A 20,020-nucleotide genomic window follows, 5' to 3' on the forward strand; every position below is an offset into this window, starting at 1 on the left:
TCAAGACTACCAAAAAACCCAAAAAAATGAACAAAACCATTAAAAAAGTAGCCGTTTTAGGTTCCGGAGTAATGGGTTCCAGAATTGCCTGTCATTTTGCCAATATTGGTGTACAGGTGCTTTTACTGGACATTGTACCTTTTGAGCTCACAGAAGAAGAGCAAAAGAAAGGCCTTACCCAGGAACATCCTGCTGTAAGAAACAGAATTGTCACTGCTGCACTTCAAAATACATTGAAGTCGAATCCTTCTGCCATCTACGACAAAACCTTTGCATCAAGGATCACTACAGGAAATTTTGATGATGATTTGTCGAAAATTAAGGATTATGACTGGATCATTGAGGTAGTTGTTGAAAGGTTGGATATCAAGCAACAACTTTTTGAAAAAGTCGAAAAATTCAGAAAGCCTGGCACTTTGATTACCTCGAATACTTCCGGTATTCCTATGCACATGATGTGTGAAGGTAGAAGTGAGGATTTCCAGAAAAATTTCGCAGGAACTCACTTTTTCAATCCGCCTAGATATTTAAGATTATTAGAAATCATTCCTGGTCCTAAGACTGATCCTGAAATTGTTGATTTCTTGATGGATTACGGAGATAGATTCCTTGGAAAGGAAACTGTGCTTTGTAAAGATACTCCGGCCTTTATTGCCAATAGAATTGGAGTTTATGCCATTATTTCTGGGATGCATACCATCGAGAAGATGGGATTTGGTGTATCTGAAATTGATAAGATGACAGGACCAGTAATCGGTAGGGCAAAATCAGCAACCTTCAGAACGATGGATGTGGTAGGTTTGGACACTACTGTCAATGTTGCCAACAACTTATACAAAGCACTTCCTCACGACGAGTCCAGAGATAAGTTTAAGCTTCCAAAAATTATGGAGGTCTTATATAACAACAAATGGTTCGGGGATAAAACAGGTCAAGGCTATTTTAAAATGATCCGTCACAAAGACGGAAGTAAAGAACTCAAGGAATTGGATTTCGAAACCTTTGAATACAAGGATGTAGAAAAACCAAAAATCAAAGCACTTGAAGCAGCAAAGGATATCGAGGATATGAAAAAGAGAATCAAATTCTTGATGAATTTTGATGATAAAGCCGGTGAATTTTATAGAGCTTCTTTCTATGATTTATTCAAATATTGCTCTCATAGAATTCCAGAAATATCTGATGAATTGTACAGGATTGATCAAGCAGTATGCGCGGGTTTTGGTTGGGAATTGGGTCCTTTTGAAACCTGGGATATTCTCGGAGTGAAGGAAACTGTAGAAAAAATGGAAGCGGCGGGTGAAAAAGCTGCTGATTGGATTCATGAAATGCTAAAAGCAGGAAATGAATCTTTCTACAAAGTTGAAAATGGTAAAAAACTCTACTACGATATCCCATCCAAATCATACGTAGAAATTCCGGGTATAGAAGATTTTATATTGTTGGATACTCTCAAGGCTTCAGGTAAAAAACTCTGGGGAAATGCAGGTGCAAGCGTATATGATATGGGAGATGATGTCATAGGATTGGAATTCCATACCAAGATGAACTCCCTGGGCGCTGAGGTAATCGAAGGAATCAACACAGCGATTGGAATGGCGGAGAAGTCCCACAAAGGTTTGGTAATCGGAAATGAAGGAGGAAACTTCTCAGCCGGAGCCAACTTGGCAATGTTGTTCATGTTTGCCGGAGATCAGGAATTTGACGAAATCAATCTGATGATTGCGCAATTCCAAAACACCATGATGAGAGCTAGATATTCTTCGGTTCCGGTTGTGGTTGCTCCTCATAATATGGCCTTGGGTGGGGGTTGTGAACTATCCCTTCATGCTGATCACATTCAGGCGCATGCAGAATTGTACATGGGATTAGTGGAAGTAGGTGTAGGCCTCATTCCTGCAGGTGGTGGTACCAAAGAAATGACCAAACGCTTTGCCAATACCGTGAAAGATGGAGATGTGGAATTGAACCTATTACAGGAATACTTCATGAATATTGCTATGGCCAAGGTGTCCACTTCAGCTGCCGAGGCAAAAAACCTGGGTTACCTGAGAAATCAGGACGGCATCACCTTAAACAGAAAGCGTCAACTGGCTGAAGCAAAAGCAAAAGTATTAGAGCTACATGAGGCCGGTTATACTCAGCCTGTTCAGCAAAGCAATATTCGAGTTTTGGGAAAAACCTCTTTAGCTCTATTTGAAGCTGGAATTACCGGAATGAGATATGGTGCTTACATCTCAGAGCACGACGCAAAAATTGCCAGAAAACTGGCTTGGGTAATGTCTGGAGGAGATTTGTCTTCCCCAACAGAGGTTTCAGAACAGTATTTACTGGATCTGGAAAGAGAAGCATTTCTGAGTTTGACGGGAGAGAAAAAGACTTTAGAAAGGATTCATAGCATCCTATTTAAAGGAAAACCGCTTAGAAATTAGAGATGAGAAGCTAGAATCGAGAATCTAGAGACCATTAGTAAACATTTTTACCAGATGACTTATGAAGTTGAGACATAATTTTAAAAACCTGACTGTTTGGAGAAAATCGGTGGATTTGGCAGTAAAAGTTTATGAAACAACGGCCCTATTTCCTTCTGAAGAGAGATTCGGAATGACCTCTCAAATGAGAAGATCTAGTGTATCTATTCCTTCAAATATTGCTGAAGGAACCGCAAGAAATTCTTCGAAAGCGTTTTCAAATTGTCTTGATATAAGTTTAGGTGAAAGTTTTGAATTGGAGACTCAAACGATTATCGCAACTAGAGTAGGATTGTTGAACCAAGAAGCATTCGAATCTATCAATCTTGAACTTGACGAAATACAGAAAATGCTGATTGGTCTCAAATCTAACATAGAGTCAAACCCTTATTAGCTCATGCTCTCGCTTCTCGTATCTAATCTCTCGCTTCATATTTAAAAGATGCACTTTAAAAATTAACAATAGACACTCAAGTAAACTAACCATGGACGCATATATAATTAATGGATATAGATCAGCAGTTGGAAAATCCAAAAAAGGAGGATTTCGATTTTACAGACCGGATGATTTAGCTGCAGATGTAATCAAACATTTGGTGGCCAACACTCCAGGACTGGAGGCTAAAATGGTCGATGATCTCATAGTAGGAAATGCAGTACCTGAAGCGGAACAGGGAATGCAGATGGGAAGAATGATTTCTTTGCTGGCTTTAGGCATAGATAATCCAGGGTTTATCATCAACCGCTATTGCGGATCTGGATTAGAAGCCATTGCATTGGCTGTTGGTAAAATCAAGGCTGGAATGGCTGATTGTATCATAGCAGGTGGCACAGAATCTATGTCTTTGGTACCAATGATGGGCTACAAAACTGCCCTAAACTGGAAAATTGCCTCTGAGCATCCGTCCTACTATTTAAGCATGGGCTTGACAGCTGAGGAATTGGCCAAAGAATATTCCATTACCAGAGAGGACTCCGATGCATTTTCGGTTCGATCCCACGAGAGAGCACTAGCTGCAATTAATGGTGGAAAATTTAAAGATGAGATAGTTCCAGTAGAAGTTGAAGAAACCTACCTGGATGAAAAAGGGAAAAAGAAAACAAGAAAGTTTGTTGTAGATACAGACGAAGGTCCTCGAGCAGAAACTTCCATGGAGGTTTTGGCAAAATTAAAACCGGCTTTTAAAAATGGTGGGCAGGTGACCGCAGGAAATTCTTCCCAAACTTCCGACGGTGCAGCCTTCGTGGTTGTCATGTCTGAGCGATTGATGAAATCTCTGAATTTGGACCCCGTTGCTAGAATGATGTCCTATTCAGTAGCTGGGGTAGATCCCAGAATCATGGGAATAGGACCCAAAGAAGCAGTGCCAAAAGCCTTAAAACAAGCTGGTTTGTCTATGTCAGATATTGGCTTGGTAGAATTGAATGAAGCCTTCGCAGCTCAAGCTTTAGCAGTAATCAGATCACTGGATATGGATGAAGAATTGGTGAATGTAAATGGTGGTGCTGTTGCATTAGGTCACCCGCTGGGATGTACAGGAGCGAAGTTATCAGTGCAGCTCTTCAATGAAATGAGAAGAAGAAATTCCAAGTACGGAATGGTCACGGCCTGTGTAGGTGGTGGTCAGGGAGTTGCTGGAATTTATGAACTATTGAAATAAAAGAATATAAAAAATAAAATGACAACTCTATCAAAATCAATCCAAGGAGGAGAATTCCTTATTCGGGAAACAGATGCCCAGGACATCTTTATTCCAGAGCAATTTACTGAAGAGCAAAAAATGATGGCTCAGGCATGTCAGGATTTTATCGATACGGAAATCACTCCGAATATCGAGGAAATTGACAGTATGAAAAATCCGGATTTAGTTCCTTCCATTTTCAAAAAAGCGGGTGAACTTGGTCTATTGGGTATTTCTGTTCCGGAAGAATTTGGTGGAATGGGAATGAGCTTCAACACTTCCATGTTGATTGCTGATATTATTGGAGCTGCTGGTTCTTTTTCTACTACCTACGGTGCTCATACGGGTATAGGCACATTGCCTATTTTGTATTATGGCAATGAAGAACAAAAGCAAAAATACCTTCCTAAACTGGCAACTGGTGAATGGGCGGCATGCTATTGTTTGACCGAACCGGATGCTGGTTCAGATGCAAATAGCGGTAAAACCAAAGCAACTCTAACTGAAGATGGAAAACATTATCTGATCAATGGACAGAAAATGTGGATTTCCAATGCAGGTTTTGCAGACTTATTCATCGTGTTTGCAAAAATTGAGAATGATAAAAATCTGACAGCCTTCATCGTAGAAAAATCCTTTGGCGGGATTACAATGAATGAAGAAGAAAAGAAAATGGGTATCAAAGGATCTTCTACCCGTCAGGTCTTCTTCAATGATTGCAAAGTTCCTGTGGAAAATATGCTTTCTGATAGAGAAAATGGCTTTAAGATCGCTGTGAATATCCTGAATATCGGAAGGGTAAAACTAGGAGCCGGAGTATTGGGAGGGGTTCGTACTGTGACTTCTTTGGCAGTAAAATATTCTACAGAAAGAAAGCAATTCGGAGTTAGTATCAATTCTTTCGGAGCAGTAAAGCGTATGTTGGCAGAAATGGCAACCCGTACTTTCGTTTCTGAATCACTTTGCTATCGTGCCGGACAGGATATTGAAGATCGAATGGATGCTTTGGCTGCAGAAGGCATGCCTGATGCGGAAGCAAAATTGAAAGCTTTGGAACAGTTTGCAATTGAAGCAGCAATAGCCAAAGTACATGGATCAGAAGTTTTGGATTTCGTCGTAGATCAAGGCGTTCAGGTATATGGTGGCATGGGATATTCTGCCGATGCCCCGATGGAAAGAGCATACAGAGATGCGCGTATTGCCAGAATTTATGAGGGGACTAATGAAATCAACAGAATGTTGATGGTTGGAATGCTATTGAAAAGAGCGATGAAAGGTGAAATCAACCTTTTTGAGCCGGCAATGGCTGTTTCCAAGGAATTGACATCTGTTCCATCCTTTGAAACTATCGATACTTCTGAGCTATTTGCATCTGAAAAAGATGTTTTGGTTAAGCTCAAGAAGGTTTTCTTGATGGTTGGTGGAAAAGCAGCCATGGCTCTTCAGGATAAAATTGAAGATGAGCAGGAAATCATGATGAATCTTGCTGATGTGATGATTGAAATTTATGCAGCAGAGTCAGCGATTTTAAGAGCTGAAAAACTGGTAAGTATCAAAGGAGAAGAAGCTTGCAAGCATCAAATTTCCATGGCTCAAGTTTATCTTTCAGAAGCAGTGGAAAAAATCAACGCGGCAGCTAAAGAAGCTATTGCTTCATTTACCAAAGGAGATGAGCAAAAAGTGATGTTGATGGGATTGAAGAGATTTACTAAAATGGATCTGATCAATACCAAAGAGCTGAGAAGACAAATAGCTGATTACATGATTGAGGCTGGAAAATATCCTTTTTAAATAATCACAGATAGATTGAGAAAGGCCTCCTGTTATGAATGCAACAGGAGGCCTTTTTTATTAATTTTTGGTAGAAGTAGTATCCGGCTTGGTGGGTTTGGGAGTTCCTTTGAGTACTCCTTTCAATATACTCTTTGCCTCCTGTACTACCTTTTCTGCACTTTCACCTGTTTTCTTTTGTAATTCTTTCTTCACGCTGTCCTGAACCATTTCGGCTTTGAGTTTCAGCTGATTTTTTATGCTGTCTTGTGCTGCCTGAAATTGCTCTTGAGCCTGATTTTGAAAGTTTTGTTTTTCGGAATCAAATCTGGATCTGAGCGCATTTGCCAGCAGTGTCTCTATACTATTTCCTCCGGCCAAACTCACTTTAGGCTGATTATAAGAACCGGCCAAGTTGATGGATAAAGGAATCAATGTGGACTCATTTGCCTGGCTTCCTGAAATACTAGCTAAAATACTATTAGCCTGTGCTCCAAATTTCCCAGCCGGCACCTGCATGTTCAGTAAATAATTAATGGACCCGTCAAACCCAGCTGTTCCTTGTACGGTGGTTTGATAATCCCATAATTTCACATCGAAAGGCTTTACCTCCATCATCCCGTTTTCAATACTGATCGGAACTTTGATATTACTCAATTTGATGGTGTTGGCATCTTTTAATTTGGTAAGGCTGGTCAAACCTTCCAGTATTTTATTTTCTTTCAAAGCAGCTTCGGCAATCGCCAAAATTCCGGATACATCCAAAGAGGAAAGCACAGGCATCATGTCTGGACCCAAGAGGCCACTGAAATTGAGTTTGGTATTGAATCGGCCTGTTATATCCTTGGCAATCGGAGCAAAAGCTTTGACTGTTGTAAGGTTTTGAAAAGCCTTGGCTATACTTAACTCTGAGATATCCAAACTCATATCGAATTTTGGATTGGAAATATCTCTTGGGTCATAGTTTCCATTCAGCGTGATTCGTCCATCTAGGGTTTTCATTCCTGCCTCATTGAAGCTGAGAATTCCCTCTCTTAAAACCATGGTTCCTCGGACCTCCTTGAGATTGAGGTTATCATAGATTACCTCATCCGCTCTCACAGCCATGGTGAAGTCAATATTTTTTGGTAAAGCGATCACTTCCAGTTTGCTGCTGTCTGTACTTGAGCTACTACTTTCGCTCATCCATTCATTGATATCAAAATAGGAACTGTTCAGGGAAAGCTGTCCTTTCAATGTTCCGTTTTCTGAAAGCAAATAATCCATATAGTTGGATAGAAAACCGGAAGCTGTCAGTGGGCTTTTTCCCAGTTTCGAATCAAACTCCACCAATTCAGCTCGCTGGGGGTTGAAATTGGCTTTAGCTTGATTGATTGCCACTCCCTGAGGATAGTCTTTAGATTTGAAGAAAAATTGGGAAACAGTGAGGTCTCCTGAAGTATTGATTCTAGAAAACTGCTCTTTTTCCACATCCTGATATGAGCCGGTACTGTTGATATTTGCCTGAATTTTTCCTTTCAATTCGGTATCTGCAATTGGGAAAATCGCCATGATTTTCTCTAAGTCCACCGCTCCTGCTACAGCACCTTGCCAGTTGAGCGCCTCAAAATCCGCTATTCTAAGGTTTCCTTCAATTTTTTCACCTTCCAGCTCAAAACCGAAACTGCTGAAGTCTGCCACAAAATCCTGCATACTTCCCTTATCGCTTCGAATCGAGGCAACCGCATGAATTTTTTCCAATGCGGCAGGATACTCTGCATTTTTTACATATCCCTCAGAAAATTTAAACTGGGCAGCAATAGCAGGTAAAACCTTATTGGTAGAATCATATCTGCCTTTGGCTCGTGCGCTAAAGTCCAGATTTCCTGCAAGGCTAGTCCCTTCAATTGGGAAAATAGAAGTAAGTTCTTTCAAGTTAAGCTTACCATTCAGCTCCCCTTCCATCAGGTAATCCCTGAGGTTTTGAAGAGTGAAATTCCCTGAGATGGGATTTGAACCAAAATTCATGGAAAAAGTAGGAATCTGAATAGAGGTATTCTCAAGTTGAGAGGTTTCATTCTTTACCGCCATGTTGACGTTAATTTTGTCCACAGGCTTAGGAAGTTCTGGGTACTGAAACATTCCATCCTTAATTTGAAGATTAATATCAAAAGAAGGGATGCTGGTTTCAGTGTAAAGTCCTTTGACAAAACCTTCAAAACTCATAGTTCCTGAGGATTTGATAGAGGAGAAGCTTTCGGTATACATTCCCGGAACTAAAGAAAGAACACTTTTAAAGTCCGAATCAGGAGCAGCAAAAGCTAGGTCGTAATCGACTCCTTCTTCGGGTAAGGCTATAAAGCCATTCATGTTAAAAAGAAAATCATTCAGTCCAAATTTTCCATTTTCAAAACTGAATTTCATGTTTTCCAGGTCGACCTGAACGTTGGCATCTCCCTGAAATTTTTTATTGGTTAGATAATGAGTTCCTTCATAAGCCATATCTGCGATAGTTGCAGTAGCTTTGACAGGCAAATCATAAACATCCAAGGTAAAATCGCCAGAGCCCCTTGCCATGATATCCGCTAAGGCCATGGTAAACTGCAAGGATCTATCGTCATAAATCATGTTGACGTGATTTACTTCGATTTGCTCTATGCCTATTCTAAAGTTGCTTTCAGATGATTCTGATTCAGAGTCTAAAGATTTGGTAATGTCATAATTGGCTGTTCCGTCTTCTAAGACTTTGATATAAAGATCGCCACCATTCAAATGCAATCCAGTGAGCATAGGGTAATCCCCGAAAAGAACAGATTTTAAATTGAAATCCAGATCCAATTGATCTACCTGAATCAGTGTATCCCCTTCGAATTGGTCTTTTCCGATAATTCCAAAATCTCCTAAGCCAGCGCTGACATCGGGAAAACTTCGAAAAATGCTCAAGGATATTTTTTGAGGATTGTAGTAGACTGTAGCATTGATAGACTCATCGAGCTCCTGATTAATTTTTGCGACGATTTTGTCTTTAAAGATGATAGGAATCGCCACTGCACTCAGGATTAGAAAACTAAAAATTGCCAGAAGTATATAGATTGCTTTTTTCATAAAAGATTGATTCTAAATTCTAACGCTAATTGAACCTAATTGATTCAAGTAAAGATTTTGCCAAGCTTTAAAAAGTTAATGGGTTTTCCCGGAAATTCAGAAGAATTAACTTCCTGGAAAGGAAATGCCATTTACTCTGCGGTAAAGGTTGAGAGCGTATTTGTCTGTCATTCCTGAAATAAAGTCGATAAGCGCTCTCAAGAGCGGATAAGGATTCACTTCTTCTCCCCAACCTTTAAGAGGAAAGTCTTCAGGTAATAAACGAAGAATACTTTTGTCTTGGCCTGAGAAATTCTCTGGGGCATAAAACTGATGATACAGTGCTTTTGAAAAGACAGATAATAAACCTTCCAAAACCTGAAATCCTGCCGCCTCTTTTTCCAAAACTACTTTAGACCGGTAGATTTTTTTAACAGAGACTTCTGTGATTTTTTGGAGATGCTTAGCAGAGGGAATGATGTCAGTAAGAGCTTTGTCAAAATTTCCTTTGCACATACTTTCCTCATATTGTACAAAAGCTTCCACAGTTTCCTGAATCAACTCACCAATAGCCAAAGCCCTCAGCGCCCCTAAATTTTGAGAAGCGGTTCTATTTTCCAGCTTTTTAGGATCAAACCTATCTTTTAAGATAGGAGAAAGTAAAGAGATGGTTTCATCAAAGCCCACCAGTCCCATGGTGCATCCGTCTTCCAAGTCTATAATGCTATAGCAAATATCATCTGCTGCCTCTACCAAAAAAGCCAATGGGTGCCGGTACCAACATTCATCCGTAGCTTTTTCTAAGCCCAGAAAAGAAGCCATCTGCTCAAAATCAGTCAATTGATTGATGAAAAAGCCAAATTTCTTCTGACTTCTTCGGGCGATATCCCTATGGGCAATCTGACTAGGCCTTGGATATTTGGTAAATGCTGCCAAAGTAGCATAGGTAAGCTTGAGCCCAAACTGCTTCGATACAAGCATCCGGAATCCTTGGGCATTGCCTTCGAAATTACATAAATCAGCCCATTGCTCTAATCTGACGTGGTTTTCCCATATTTTTCCGGCAGGATGAAATTTAAAAAAATCAGAAATAGCCTCTTCCCCAGCATGGCCAAAAGGAGGGTTTCCAATGTCATGAGTCAAAGCAGCCGCAGCTACGATTCCTCCGATTTCTGAACTGCTGATTCCTAATTTCTGAAGGCTTGGATATTTTTCAATCAAATATTCCCCCGCACTTTTTCCTAAAGATCTGCCTACTGAAGAAACTTCCAGGCTGTGAGTTAATCTCGTATGGACAAAGGCCTGCTCAGGAAGTGGAAAAACTTGCGTTTTATCCTGTAAATTGCGGAATGGGGCAGAAAAAATAATTCTGTCATAATCGATTTCGAATTCACTTCTTGTGGCTTGAGTTGGAATAAATCCAGGTTTGTCTCCAAATCTTCCTCGGGTGAGGAGTCTTTCCCATTTCATCATGCCCAAAAATAAGAAGGTCTAGACTTAAATCCTCAAAAGAATAGAATATTGAACTTGGCATGGACATTGGTCGGGTTTTAATAGCACTAAAACTAAAACCAATGAAAAAACATATTTCTAATTTTCTTCTTGCGATAACAGCCCTTTTTTGCTTCGCTTGTGATTACAATGATTCGCCGGATAAAGGAATGGCCCGCGTAAATTTTTACCTGGTGGATGCCCCTGGAGATTTTGATGAAGTTTGGGTGGAGGTTCTCGCTGTGAGAGTTCGAATGAAGTCTGATAACTCGGATGAGAATGATGATTCATCTTGGAGAGAAATGAATTATGAGCCGGGGGATAAAATGGTCAACCTTTTGGACCTTACCGGTAACAATTCTTTGTTGTTGGGAACCGAGGATTTTGAAGAAGGGGAAATTGATCAAATCAGATTGGTACTTGGAGAAAACAATTACGTAGTTTCTGACGGAAATGAGTTCGATTTGAAGACACCAAGTGCTCAACAAAATGGTCTAAAAATTAAGGTAAATCAGCCTATTGAAGGAGGACAATCCTATAATTTGGTAATTGATTTCGATGTTGCCAAGTCAATTGTAGTTGCAGGAAACTCAGGAAACATTATTCTTAAGCCTGTTTTGAGAGCTTATTTAGAGGAAGCAGCAGGGATTTCTGGATTGGTATTACCATTGGATGCGCAGACCATAGCTGTTTCAGCTAGCAGAAATGGAGAAAGCTTCAACACTTTTACTGATGAAGCCGGGAACTTTAAAATTCAAGGCTTAGAGCCTGGAACATATACGATTTTGATCACTCCAAATGAGCGATATACTCCAGTGAGTTTGGAAGCGGTAGTGGTTGAGCAAGGCGAAATCACTGTTTTAGATCCAGTCACAGTGACTTTGAAAGAAGAATAAGCTGTTAATAATACACCCTCAAAAGCCGGTTCGCCGGCTTTTTTGTTTTTAAGGCCTGAGTTTGACTTTTTGGACTAAATTTGCATTGTGAATAAATCAGCATATTTCTTTTTCTTTTCGGCCCTGACACTTCTTTTTGGATCTTGCGATGGCATCGCAGACAGACAAGAAGGCCTTCTCAATTTGGTTTTGGTAGATGCTCCTCCAGCCTATGATTCTGTTTTCGTGGAAATTCTAGGGGTTGATGTGAGTATGAATGTTCAGGGCAGAGAAAGCACGCAAGAAGTATTTTTCATACCATATGAACTGGGAAATAAGCAAGTCAAGGTTTCTGATTTAGTAGGCGGAGAGGTTTTACTTCTGGGTAGAAGTCCCTTGCCTGTTGGTCAAATCACCCAATTAGCTGTCAGGTTAGGTACAAGAAATTTCCTTTGGGAACGAGAAAACAGATATGCTTTAAATTACGCAGATGGCGTTTCGGAAGAGGTGGTTTTACCTTTAAGCCTGAATATAGAAACTGGGTTTTCCTATGATGTGATTCTGGATTTTGATCTGGAAAAATCCATTCAGACCATTTCTACAAATCCCTTGAGATTAAATTTTACTCCTTCCATAGACTTGGTCATTCCGGGAAATGTTGGAGAAATCAGAGGTACATTTTCTCAAAATCAATTACGTCCAGCCATTTTTGCCATTGCAAATGGAGATAGCACCAGTACTCATGCAAACAGTTCCGGAACGTATCTTTTCAGATTGCCAGAAGGTACTTATACGCTTTACTTTGATCCCAAAAATCAAAACTTCCTTCCAGATACCCTTCAGAACGTCGAGGTTGAAGCTGGAGAAACACTTGCATTGGATCGTTTGACATTTAGACCTAGACCCTGATGGAAATGCATGCCACATATATGCAGCGAGCTCTAGAGCTAGCGGAATTGGGAAGAGGAAATGTAAGCCCCAACCCACAGGTAGGCTGCGTAATTGTTTACGATGATAAAATTATCGGAGAAGGCTATCATCAAAAATACGGTGGTCCCCATGCAGAGGTCAATGCAGTCAATTCTGTCATTGATTCTGAAATGCTAAAAAAATCCACAGTCTACGTCACCTTGGAGCCTTGTGCTCATTTTGGAAAAACTCCTCCTTGCGCCAACCTTTTGGTAGAAAAGCAGGTGAAAAAAGTGGTGATTGCCGCAACAGATTCTAACCCACTTGTTGGAGGGAAAGGAATAGAAATCTTAAAAAATGCAGGAATTGAAGTTGAAACAGGCATTTTGGAAAAGGAAGCGCGAAAGCAAAACCGAAGATTTTTCACTCAAATCGAGCAAAAGAGACCTTATGTCATATTGAAATGGGCCCAAACTTTGGATGGATTTGTAGCTAGAAAAGATTACTCCTCCAAGTGGATATCCAATTCCCAAAGTAGGCAAATGGTGCATAAATGGAGAGCCGAAGAAGATGCTATTTTGGTAGGGAAAAATACAGCATTATATGATGATCCAGCTTTGAATGTGAGAGATTGGGTAGGTAAAAATCCACTTCGCTTGGTCATTGATCCGAAACTGGAACTTAAACCTGATTTGAAAATTTTCGATCAAGCGATACCTACCATTTGTTACAATACAGTCAAATCAGAAATCCAAGGAAATATTGAATGGGTAAAGCTTTCTCCCAACTTTAAAATTTCCGCACTTTTGGAAGACCTTCAAAAGCGAAAAATTCAAAGTGTTTTGGTGGAGGGAGGGGCTTTCCTTTTGAATAAATTTATTGAATCCGAACTTTGGGACGAAGCAAGAGTGTTTACCTCCAAAACCAGATTCAAAGAAGGTGTCGAAGCTCCACAGCTTCCTATTTCTGCCACCGAACGAATCCAATTCCAAGAAGACGAACTAGCCATTTATTATCATGTCTGAAAATTTATTCATCCCTGAAACAGCCACCAAAGCTGAAAAATATGAAGCCTTGCTTCCTCAAATTGAAGCCTTGATTTCGGGGGAGCCGGACTTATATGCCAACCTATCCAATGTAGCCGCAGCTTTAAAACAGGCCTTTGATTTCTTTTGGGTTGGCTTTTATTTAGTCAAAGAAAATCAACTGGTTTTGGGTCCATTCCAAGGACCTATTGCCTGTACGAGAATTTCTTTTGGAAAAGGGGTTTGTGGAACCGCCTGGAAAGAAGGAAAAACGCAACTGGTACCGGATGTGGATGCATTTCCAGGACATATTGCTTGCAGTTCAGCCTCTCGATCAGAGATTGTAGTTCCTGTATTTAAAGGGGATCAGGTAGCGATGGTTTTGGATGTCGATTCTGATCAATTGAATGATTTTGACAACACAGATCAAGAATATTTGGAGAAACTGATGAAATCTCTGAGTGCTACTTTGAGCTAATCAAAGGTTCTCCCACCCAAAAAAGCTCTGAGGATTGAATGCTGGTAAAGCCTTCTGGCACTTCTATTCTAGTGATGTATGTGAGAGGAAGAATTATTTTTCCGTTGGAGTTTTCAATTTCTAGAGGCAAATTTTCCTTTCCAAAAATCTCCAAAATAGTTTCGGGCAGCCATTTTTTGAAAGCACCGTTTTTTACTGGGTAAAATTTCCATCCTGGCTCCAGAATAGTGAGGTCCATTTTTTCTAAAAAAAGAGATAATTCCAAAGCCTTTTCATGAGGAAAACCAACCAGGTGTACTGCTTGATGAGCGGAGGCCAATAAATAGTGGAGAGCATTTTCCAAAGATTCCTGAGGAGAAGAAGTGTAAAATTTCAGGGGATATTGCTCTTCTAAAAGCTGCAAATTCTTTTGTTGAAACTCTTGGCTTGCAAGGATCACATCTATTTTAATAACCCAAGTCAATACCTGCTCCACACAAGTTTCGGCGACCAATACAGTAGGCACCCATTCCAATAAGGGACTGATTGAATCAAAACTGAAGCCTTCCGTATTTAAAATTAAAACTGCAGGCTCTTGTTGCTCTTTGACAAAATGATGGGAAGACATTAGCGGTACAGGTTTTGGTAAAAATTAAGAGCATTTTTATAAGCTAGCTTTTCCAGTGAACTCTGCTCCAAATTAGCTTGAAGTGCCTCCAAAATAGCAGGATACTTTCCAGAATTTTCAGCGAGTGGAAAATAGAAAGGGAATCGATTGGGATCAGGAAAATCCAGTGTGTAAAAAAAGTCTGCACCAAAACATTGCGCCTCTTCTCCACCAATTTCAAATCCATGAAGGATATGTTCGTATAATCTATCCGGCACATCATTATCCAAAAATGCCCGGAGAAAATTCACCCCAATAATCCCTTTTTGGATGATAATTTCTTGAGCAAACTCATCTGACAAATTACGTTTGTGATCCCAAATCGCCCTATAATTGGAATGACTGGCAATAACAGGGATGGAAAGATTTTCTTTTTTGATGTGAGTTAAAATTCCTTCTGCTAATAAATCGGAGGTATGTGAAAGATCAATGGGAATCTTTTTGCCACTCATGTAGTCGAGCAATTTTTTTCCATCATCTTTCAGACCAATTCCTTCCGTGTAATTCCCACCACCAAATCGATTTTCGGTATGGTGAGTAAGACTGATATAGGCCAGCTTTCCTGTTTTTTCCAAAATCCGATCAAACTGCTCGTAAATTTCTTTCCAGGAAGCGTCCTCATGTCCAATTCCAGCCGCATTTTCTATGGATGCCATAATGCCCACTTTTTCAGAAGGAGCTAAATTTTCTCCATCGAACTCCATAAAAGAAGTAGACTCTTTTTCGATTAATTCTCTGAAAATCACAGCTTGTTTCCAACCCAAATCCATAGAACTAGGGCGTACATCCGTATAAATTGCGCAAATCTGCAATCTTACATTTCCATTGATCAGATGAGGAAAAGCACAGGCAATATCCTCTGTTGCAAAAGGACTAGCATTTGGTATTTTGGCTAGATAGGATAATAAATCACAGTGTAGGTCGACTATTGGGAAGGGCATGAATTCTGGCATTTGGACAAAGTAAACCAAAAAAACGCGTGTTTTTTAATACTTTTAGGCTGGAATCTTGTTACTAGTTTAGATATCAGCATATTTTCCAAATCATCCTAAAAGCAAACAAAATGGCAGTATCCCAACCTTTTAATTTCAAAAAATGGATAGATGAAAACAGGCATTTGCTAAAGCCGCCTGTTGGAAATCAGCAAGTTTTTAAAGGGAATGATGACTTTATCGTGATGGTAGTGGGAGGTCCCAATTCCCGTAAAGATTACCATTACGATGAGGGAGAAGAATTTTTCTACCAGTTGGAAGGAGATATTACTTTAAAAATTATTGAAGACGGCAAGCCTAAAGATATTCATATCAAAGAGGGAGAGATTTTTCTTTTACCGCCCAAGGTTCCTCACTCTCCAAGAAGACCTGCTAATACTGTCGGCCTGGTAATTGAACGCTATAGAAGGCCAGGGGAAAAGGATGGCTTTATTTGGCATTGCGAAAACTGCGGTGATTTGCTGTATGAAGAATATGTCGAGCTGACGGATATAGTAAATCAATTGCCTCCAATCATGGAGAGATTCTGGAACAATCCCGAACACACTACTTGTAAAAACTGCGGTACTGTCATGGAAAAGTAAGGTTTAAATTCAAACTTATCTTTTCACCCATCCTCAAACATATGCAATTTCCAGACTATCAATATTCAGAAGCATTCGCTCAAAAAATGGATCAGGAAGATCCTATGAGAAAATTTAGAAATGAGTTTCTATTCCCTAGAGTAAATGGAAAAGAAGCCATTTATTTCTGTGGAAACTCTCTAGGCTTACAACCCAAATCAGTCAAAAGCTATTTGGAAAAAGAACTTGAAAACTGGGGTAATTTAGCCGTGGATGGACATTTTCACGGGGAAGATGCCTGGTACCATATCCGAAAGAAGTCTAAGCCTGCATTATCAGAACTATTTGGTGCACATGAGCATGAGGTAGTGGCTATGAACAACCTGAGCGTGAACTTGCACCTTTTGATGGTTTCTTTTTACAGACCCACTAAGTCCAGAAATAAGATCATTATTGAAGCTGGGGCATTTCCTTCAGACCAGTATATGTTGGAAAGCCAGGTGAAATTTCATGGTTTAAATCCCGCTGAGGTCATCGTTGAGTTGAAGCCAAGAGAAGGCGAGCATACGCTAAGAACCGAAGATATTCTTGCAGAGATTAAAAAGCAGGGAGATTCATTGTCTTTGGTCAATATGGCAGGCCTTCAATACTACACAGGTCAGCTTTTTGATATGAAAGCCATTTCCCAAGCTGCACATTCCGTTGGAGCTTTCGCTGGATTTGATTTGGCCCACGCTGCAGGAAATATTCCTCTGAAGCTTCATGATTGGGAAGTGGATTTCGCTACTTGGTGCAGTTATAAGTATTTGAACTCAGGCCCGGGAAATGTCTCGGGGATCTATGTGCATGAGAAATATGCCGAAAGTCCGGATTTACCTAGGTTTGCAGGCTGGTGGGGGCATGATGAGGGACAGCGCTTTCTGATGGAAAAGGGATTTATCCCCATGCATGGAGCAGACGGCTGGCAATTGGCCAACAGTAATGTTTTGGCATTGGCGGCTCATCAGGCCTCTTTAGATATTTTTCAGGAGGCTGGAATTGAAAACCTTCGGAAAAAAAGCTTTTTGCTAACTGGTTATCTGGAGTTTTTGATCAAGAAAATCAGTGGTGAATCCGGTGTTTTGGAAATAATTACCCCTGAAAATCAATTGGAAAGAGGTTGCCAGTTATCTTTGCACATTCATAGAGGCGGAAAAGCCGTCTTTGATGAATGGTACAAACACGGAGTTGTTGGAGATTGGAGAAATCCAAATGTGATTCGTCTGGCTCCTACTCCACTTTACAATAGCTTTGAGGATGTATTCCGATTTGCACAGATATTGGAACAATCTATAGAAAAATTCGCTTAAAAGAGCGAGGATCAACCAATCCTTATGAGTTCGAGCATGATACAGTTGATGAACAGAAGTCTAATCACCCAGCATGCGAGATATTTCCGAGTGGAGCATCCAACAAGTGGAGCTATTCGGGAAAGGCTTAAGGCCTTTTAAAAAGCGATCATAATCTCATGAAACAAAACGAAATCACCATCCTTGGCGCCGGATTAATCGGATCATTGATGGCCATATATCTTAAGCGTCAAGGTCTGGATGTTTCTGTCTACGACAAAAGGCCTGATAAACGCAAAACGCCTTATTACGAAGGAGGAAGATCTATCAACATGGCTCTGAGCCATAGAGGATGGAAAAGTTTGGAGCAGGTTGGTCTGAAAGATAAAGTTCTTCCTTTAGCGATTCCAATGTATGGAAGAAAAGTCCATGATGAGCATGGAGGAACCACTTTCATTCCTTATGGGAAAAACAAGCAAGCGATTTATTCTATTTCCCGAGGAAAATTCAATCAACTTCTCGCTGAGGAGGCAGAGCGCTTAGGTGCTGTGATCAATTTTGAGCACAAATGCGTGGATGTTGATTTTTCTAATCAGGAAATAACCTTCGAAACCAAAGAAGGAATTTATAAGAAAGAAGCACCGGTAATTATTGGTGCAGATGGAGCCTACTCTTCTTTGAGAATGGCTATGCAAAAGCAAATTCGATTTAATTACAAGCAGGAATATATTTCTCATGGCTATAAGGAATTGACGATTCCGGCAACTTCCAAAGGGGAGTTTGCAATGGACCCTAATGCCTTGCATATCTGGCCAAGGGGAAAATTTATGCTGATAGCACTTCCCAATCCAGACAAGTCCTTTACCTGCACTTTGTTTCTTCCTTTTGAGGGAAGTAAAGTTTGCTTTGAAAAAATCAATGATGATTCAGATTTGGAATCTGTTTTCAAGCATTATTTTGATGATGCTTATCAGTTGATGCCCAACTTAAAGGAGGAATATTTTAAAAACCCTACAGCAGCACTAATCAATATTGAGTGTTATCCTTGGGTTCAAGGGCACAGTATCTTATTGGGAGATGCATCCCATGCGATGGTTCCATTCTATGGTCAGGGAATGAATTGCGGATTTGAGGACTGCTATATTTTAAATAGCTATCTGGATAAATTCGGTCACAATTCTTGGGACTTGGTATTTGAAAAATTCCAGAAGCAACGTAAGCCTGATACAGACGCAATTTGCCAATTAGCGATGGAAAACTTCGTGGAAATGCGTGATTCTGTAGCAGATCCTAAATTTATTCTTAGGAAAAAGATTGAGGCAAAATTGCACGATTTATATCCTAATGACTGGATTCCTTTGTATTCCATGGTTACTTTTTCCGATATGGGATATGCAGAAGCCTATGCTCAAGGAAAATTACAGGAAGCAGTAATGGATAAGGTGATGGCAGATCCTTTAATCACCGAAAATTGGGACAAGCTGGACTACGAAGAAATCATCAATATCATGGAAACTGCGAAAGCAGTATAACTTTTAATAGCAATATGCAGAAACCCGATTTTAACATCGAAGAAGTTAATAAGATTATCCGTGGACGAAGATCCATGTTCGTAGCTCAATTCAAAGAGAATGACCCCGTAGATGACAGCATCATTGAAGAAATGTTGGAAAACGCAAATTGGGCACCTACTCACAAATTGACCCAACCTTGGAGATTTATTGTTTACACTGGTGAGGGCTTGAAAAAATTTGCTGATTATCAGGCCGAGTTGTACAAGAAAAGGGCAGAAAAGAATAGGACCCCATTTATTGAAGCTACCTACCAAAAATTCAAAGAGAATCCTCTAAAAGCATCTCATGTCATTGCAATTTTGATGAAAAGAACCGAGGGTTCTGGTATTCCTGTGATGGAAGAAATCGCAGCAGTTTCTATGGCCGTTCAAAATATGTATCTCACTGCTTCCGCTCATGGCTTAGCAGCTTATTGGGGTACTGGTGGACCGACGTTTTGGGAAGAAGCCAGAGAAGATTTTGGACTGGAGGGCGAAGATATGCTGATGGGCTTCTTTTATGTTGCAAAGCCAGCTACTGAAAACTGGCCAGCAGGAAAAAGAGAGCCAATTGCTGATAAAGTTGGCTGGATAAGAGAATAAAAAAAGAGGCTGGTTTCTATCAAACCAGCCTCTTTTGATTTAAAATCCCACAAAAGCAGGAGGCTCTACACCATTTGCTCTAAGGTATGCAATGGCAGCTCCTCTATGATGAGTGCTGTGATCCATGATTAGGGCCAAAACTTGTCTTCGAGTTACTTTATTTCCAAAAACCTCTATTTGTTCCCCAGCTTTTTCGGGTGTTAATGCCTTGGCGGTTGCTGTTCCATAGTCATAGCATTTGGCAACATAATCTGCTAATTCAGCTTTTGACGCGGTTGCCACATCGATTGTAAAATCAAAATCTCCGCCTCCAAGGAATCCTTTCGAGATGCCTACAATGGCAGAACCAATATGATGAATTTGCTCCTTGAAACTCATGGCATCCGGATCAGTTTTGTAATCCATTCCTGAGTCAGGCATTTTATTTAACACATCAATCGTAAACTGCTTACTGTTGTTCCATTTGCTCACAAACTCCTCCATGGTAGTTTGGGCATTCGCATAGCCTGAAGCCAGCATCATCATTCCTGCAGCTAGGCTGAAAATCAGGGTACTTATTGTCTTTTTCATAG

At 40.3% G+C, this 20,020-nt stretch carries 17 protein-coding genes; 12 read left to right on the forward strand and 5 right to left on the reverse strand.

Translation table 11 applies throughout. The features are described from left to right. Nucleotides 1-26 precede the first annotated feature (26 nt). From B2906_RS17870 to B2906_RS17885, 4 genes are all read left to right on the forward strand, one after another. Entirely contained in the window at nt 27-2,432 is a 2,406-nt protein-coding gene (locus B2906_RS17870) for a 3-hydroxyacyl-CoA dehydrogenase/enoyl-CoA hydratase family protein (RefSeq protein WP_144605958.1), read from the forward strand. A gap of 61 nt (nt 2,433-2,493) precedes the next feature. Further along, on the forward strand, nt 2,494-2,865 hold the full coding sequence (locus tag B2906_RS17875; protein WP_091653371.1) for a four helix bundle protein: 372 nt from the start codon (nt 2,494-2,496) through the stop codon (nt 2,863-2,865). A gap of 91 nt (nt 2,866-2,956) precedes the next feature. Next, entirely contained in the window at nt 2,957-4,132 is a 1,176-nt protein-coding gene (locus B2906_RS17880) for an acetyl-CoA C-acyltransferase (protein ID WP_091653369.1), read from the forward strand. 18 nt (nt 4,133-4,150) lie between these two features. Further along, entirely contained in the window at nt 4,151-5,944 is a 1,794-nt protein-coding gene (locus tag B2906_RS17885) for an acyl-CoA dehydrogenase family protein (protein WP_219957365.1), read from the forward strand. A gap of 60 nt (nt 5,945-6,004) precedes the next feature. Here the strand turns inward: B2906_RS17885 and B2906_RS17890 are convergent, their stop codons facing one another. Together B2906_RS17890 and dgt are read right to left on the reverse strand one after the other, a co-directional pair. Beyond that, the gene (locus tag B2906_RS17890; RefSeq protein ID WP_219957366.1) at nt 6,005-9,007 is read right to left on the reverse strand and encodes an AsmA-like C-terminal region-containing protein; all 3,003 of its coding nucleotides are present in this window, start codon (nt 9,005-9,007) and stop codon (nt 6,005-6,007) included. A 105-nt stretch (nt 9,008-9,112) separates the two neighbouring features. Beyond that, nucleotides 9,113-10,456: a dGTP triphosphohydrolase gene (gene dgt / locus B2906_RS17895; protein ID WP_219959484.1), complete on the reverse strand. Its 1,344-nt coding sequence runs from the start codon at nt 10,454-10,456 to the stop codon at nt 9,113-9,115. Between the two features lie 104 nt (nt 10,457-10,560). Between dgt and B2906_RS17900 the strand changes: the two genes are divergently transcribed. From B2906_RS17900 to B2906_RS17915, 4 genes are all read left to right on the forward strand, one after another. Beyond that, on the forward strand, nt 10,561-11,373 hold the full coding sequence (locus B2906_RS17900) for a DUF4382 domain-containing protein (protein WP_219957367.1): 813 nt from the start codon (nt 10,561-10,563) through the stop codon (nt 11,371-11,373). 87 nt (nt 11,374-11,460) lie between these two features. Then, entirely contained in the window at nt 11,461-12,261 is an 801-nt protein-coding gene (locus tag B2906_RS17905; RefSeq protein WP_186300116.1) for a DUF4382 domain-containing protein, read from the forward strand. After that, complete coding sequence (gene ribD, locus B2906_RS17910) at nt 12,261-13,286, forward strand: bifunctional diaminohydroxyphosphoribosylaminopyrimidine deaminase/5-amino-6-(5-phosphoribosylamino)uracil reductase RibD (protein WP_144605953.1); 1,026 nt, start codon at nt 12,261-12,263, stop codon at nt 13,284-13,286. The genes B2906_RS17905 and ribD overlap by 1 nt, the downstream gene beginning before the upstream one ends. Next, nucleotides 13,279-13,764: a GAF domain-containing protein gene (locus B2906_RS17915; protein WP_144605952.1), complete on the forward strand. Its 486-nt coding sequence runs from the start codon at nt 13,279-13,281 to the stop codon at nt 13,762-13,764. The genes ribD and B2906_RS17915 overlap by 8 nt, the downstream gene beginning before the upstream one ends. Here B2906_RS17915 and B2906_RS17920 read toward each other — a convergent pair. Together B2906_RS17920 and B2906_RS17925 are read right to left on the reverse strand one after the other, a co-directional pair. Continuing rightward, a complete protein-coding gene (locus tag B2906_RS17920; protein ID WP_144605951.1) occupies nt 13,751-14,371 on the reverse strand; it encodes a thiamine pyrophosphokinase in 621 nt (206 codons plus the stop codon). The two genes, B2906_RS17915 and B2906_RS17920, sit on opposite strands and share 14 nt — an antisense overlap. Next, on the reverse strand, nt 14,371-15,351 hold the full coding sequence (locus B2906_RS17925) for a dipeptidase (RefSeq protein ID WP_144605950.1): 981 nt from the start codon (nt 15,349-15,351) through the stop codon (nt 14,371-14,373). Before B2906_RS17925 ends, B2906_RS17920 begins: the two co-directional genes overlap by 1 nt. A gap of 122 nt (nt 15,352-15,473) precedes the next feature. On the opposite strand from B2906_RS17925, the gene B2906_RS17930 reads away from it, so the two are divergent. From B2906_RS17930 to B2906_RS17945, 4 genes are all read left to right on the forward strand, one after another. Continuing rightward, a complete protein-coding gene (locus B2906_RS17930) occupies nt 15,474-15,986 on the forward strand; it encodes a 3-hydroxyanthranilate 3,4-dioxygenase (protein ID WP_144605949.1) in 513 nt (170 codons plus the stop codon). A gap of 41 nt (nt 15,987-16,027) precedes the next feature. Then, nucleotides 16,028-17,314, forward strand: coding sequence for a kynureninase (gene kynU, locus B2906_RS17935; protein ID WP_144605948.1), 1,287 nt, complete (start codon nt 16,028-16,030; stop codon nt 17,312-17,314). 158 nt (nt 17,315-17,472) lie between these two features. Next, complete coding sequence (locus B2906_RS17940; RefSeq protein WP_091653353.1) at nt 17,473-18,825, forward strand: FAD-dependent oxidoreductase; 1,353 nt, start codon at nt 17,473-17,475, stop codon at nt 18,823-18,825. A 14-nt stretch (nt 18,826-18,839) separates the two neighbouring features. Beyond that, complete coding sequence (locus B2906_RS17945) at nt 18,840-19,448, forward strand: nitroreductase family protein (protein WP_144605947.1); 609 nt, start codon at nt 18,840-18,842, stop codon at nt 19,446-19,448. A gap of 39 nt (nt 19,449-19,487) precedes the next feature. Here B2906_RS17945 and B2906_RS17950 read toward each other — a convergent pair whose 3' ends face one another. Then, nucleotides 19,488-20,018, reverse strand: a complete 531-nt coding sequence (locus tag B2906_RS17950; protein ID WP_091653350.1) for a DinB family protein — start codon at nt 20,016-20,018, stop codon at nt 19,488-19,490. Nucleotides 20,019-20,020: the final 2 nt, after the last annotated feature.

This window comes from Algoriphagus sp. UBA3586, from assembly GCF_002376385.1.
Classification (GTDB): domain Bacteria; phylum Bacteroidota; class Bacteroidia; order Cytophagales; family Cyclobacteriaceae; genus Algoriphagus; species Algoriphagus ornithinivorans.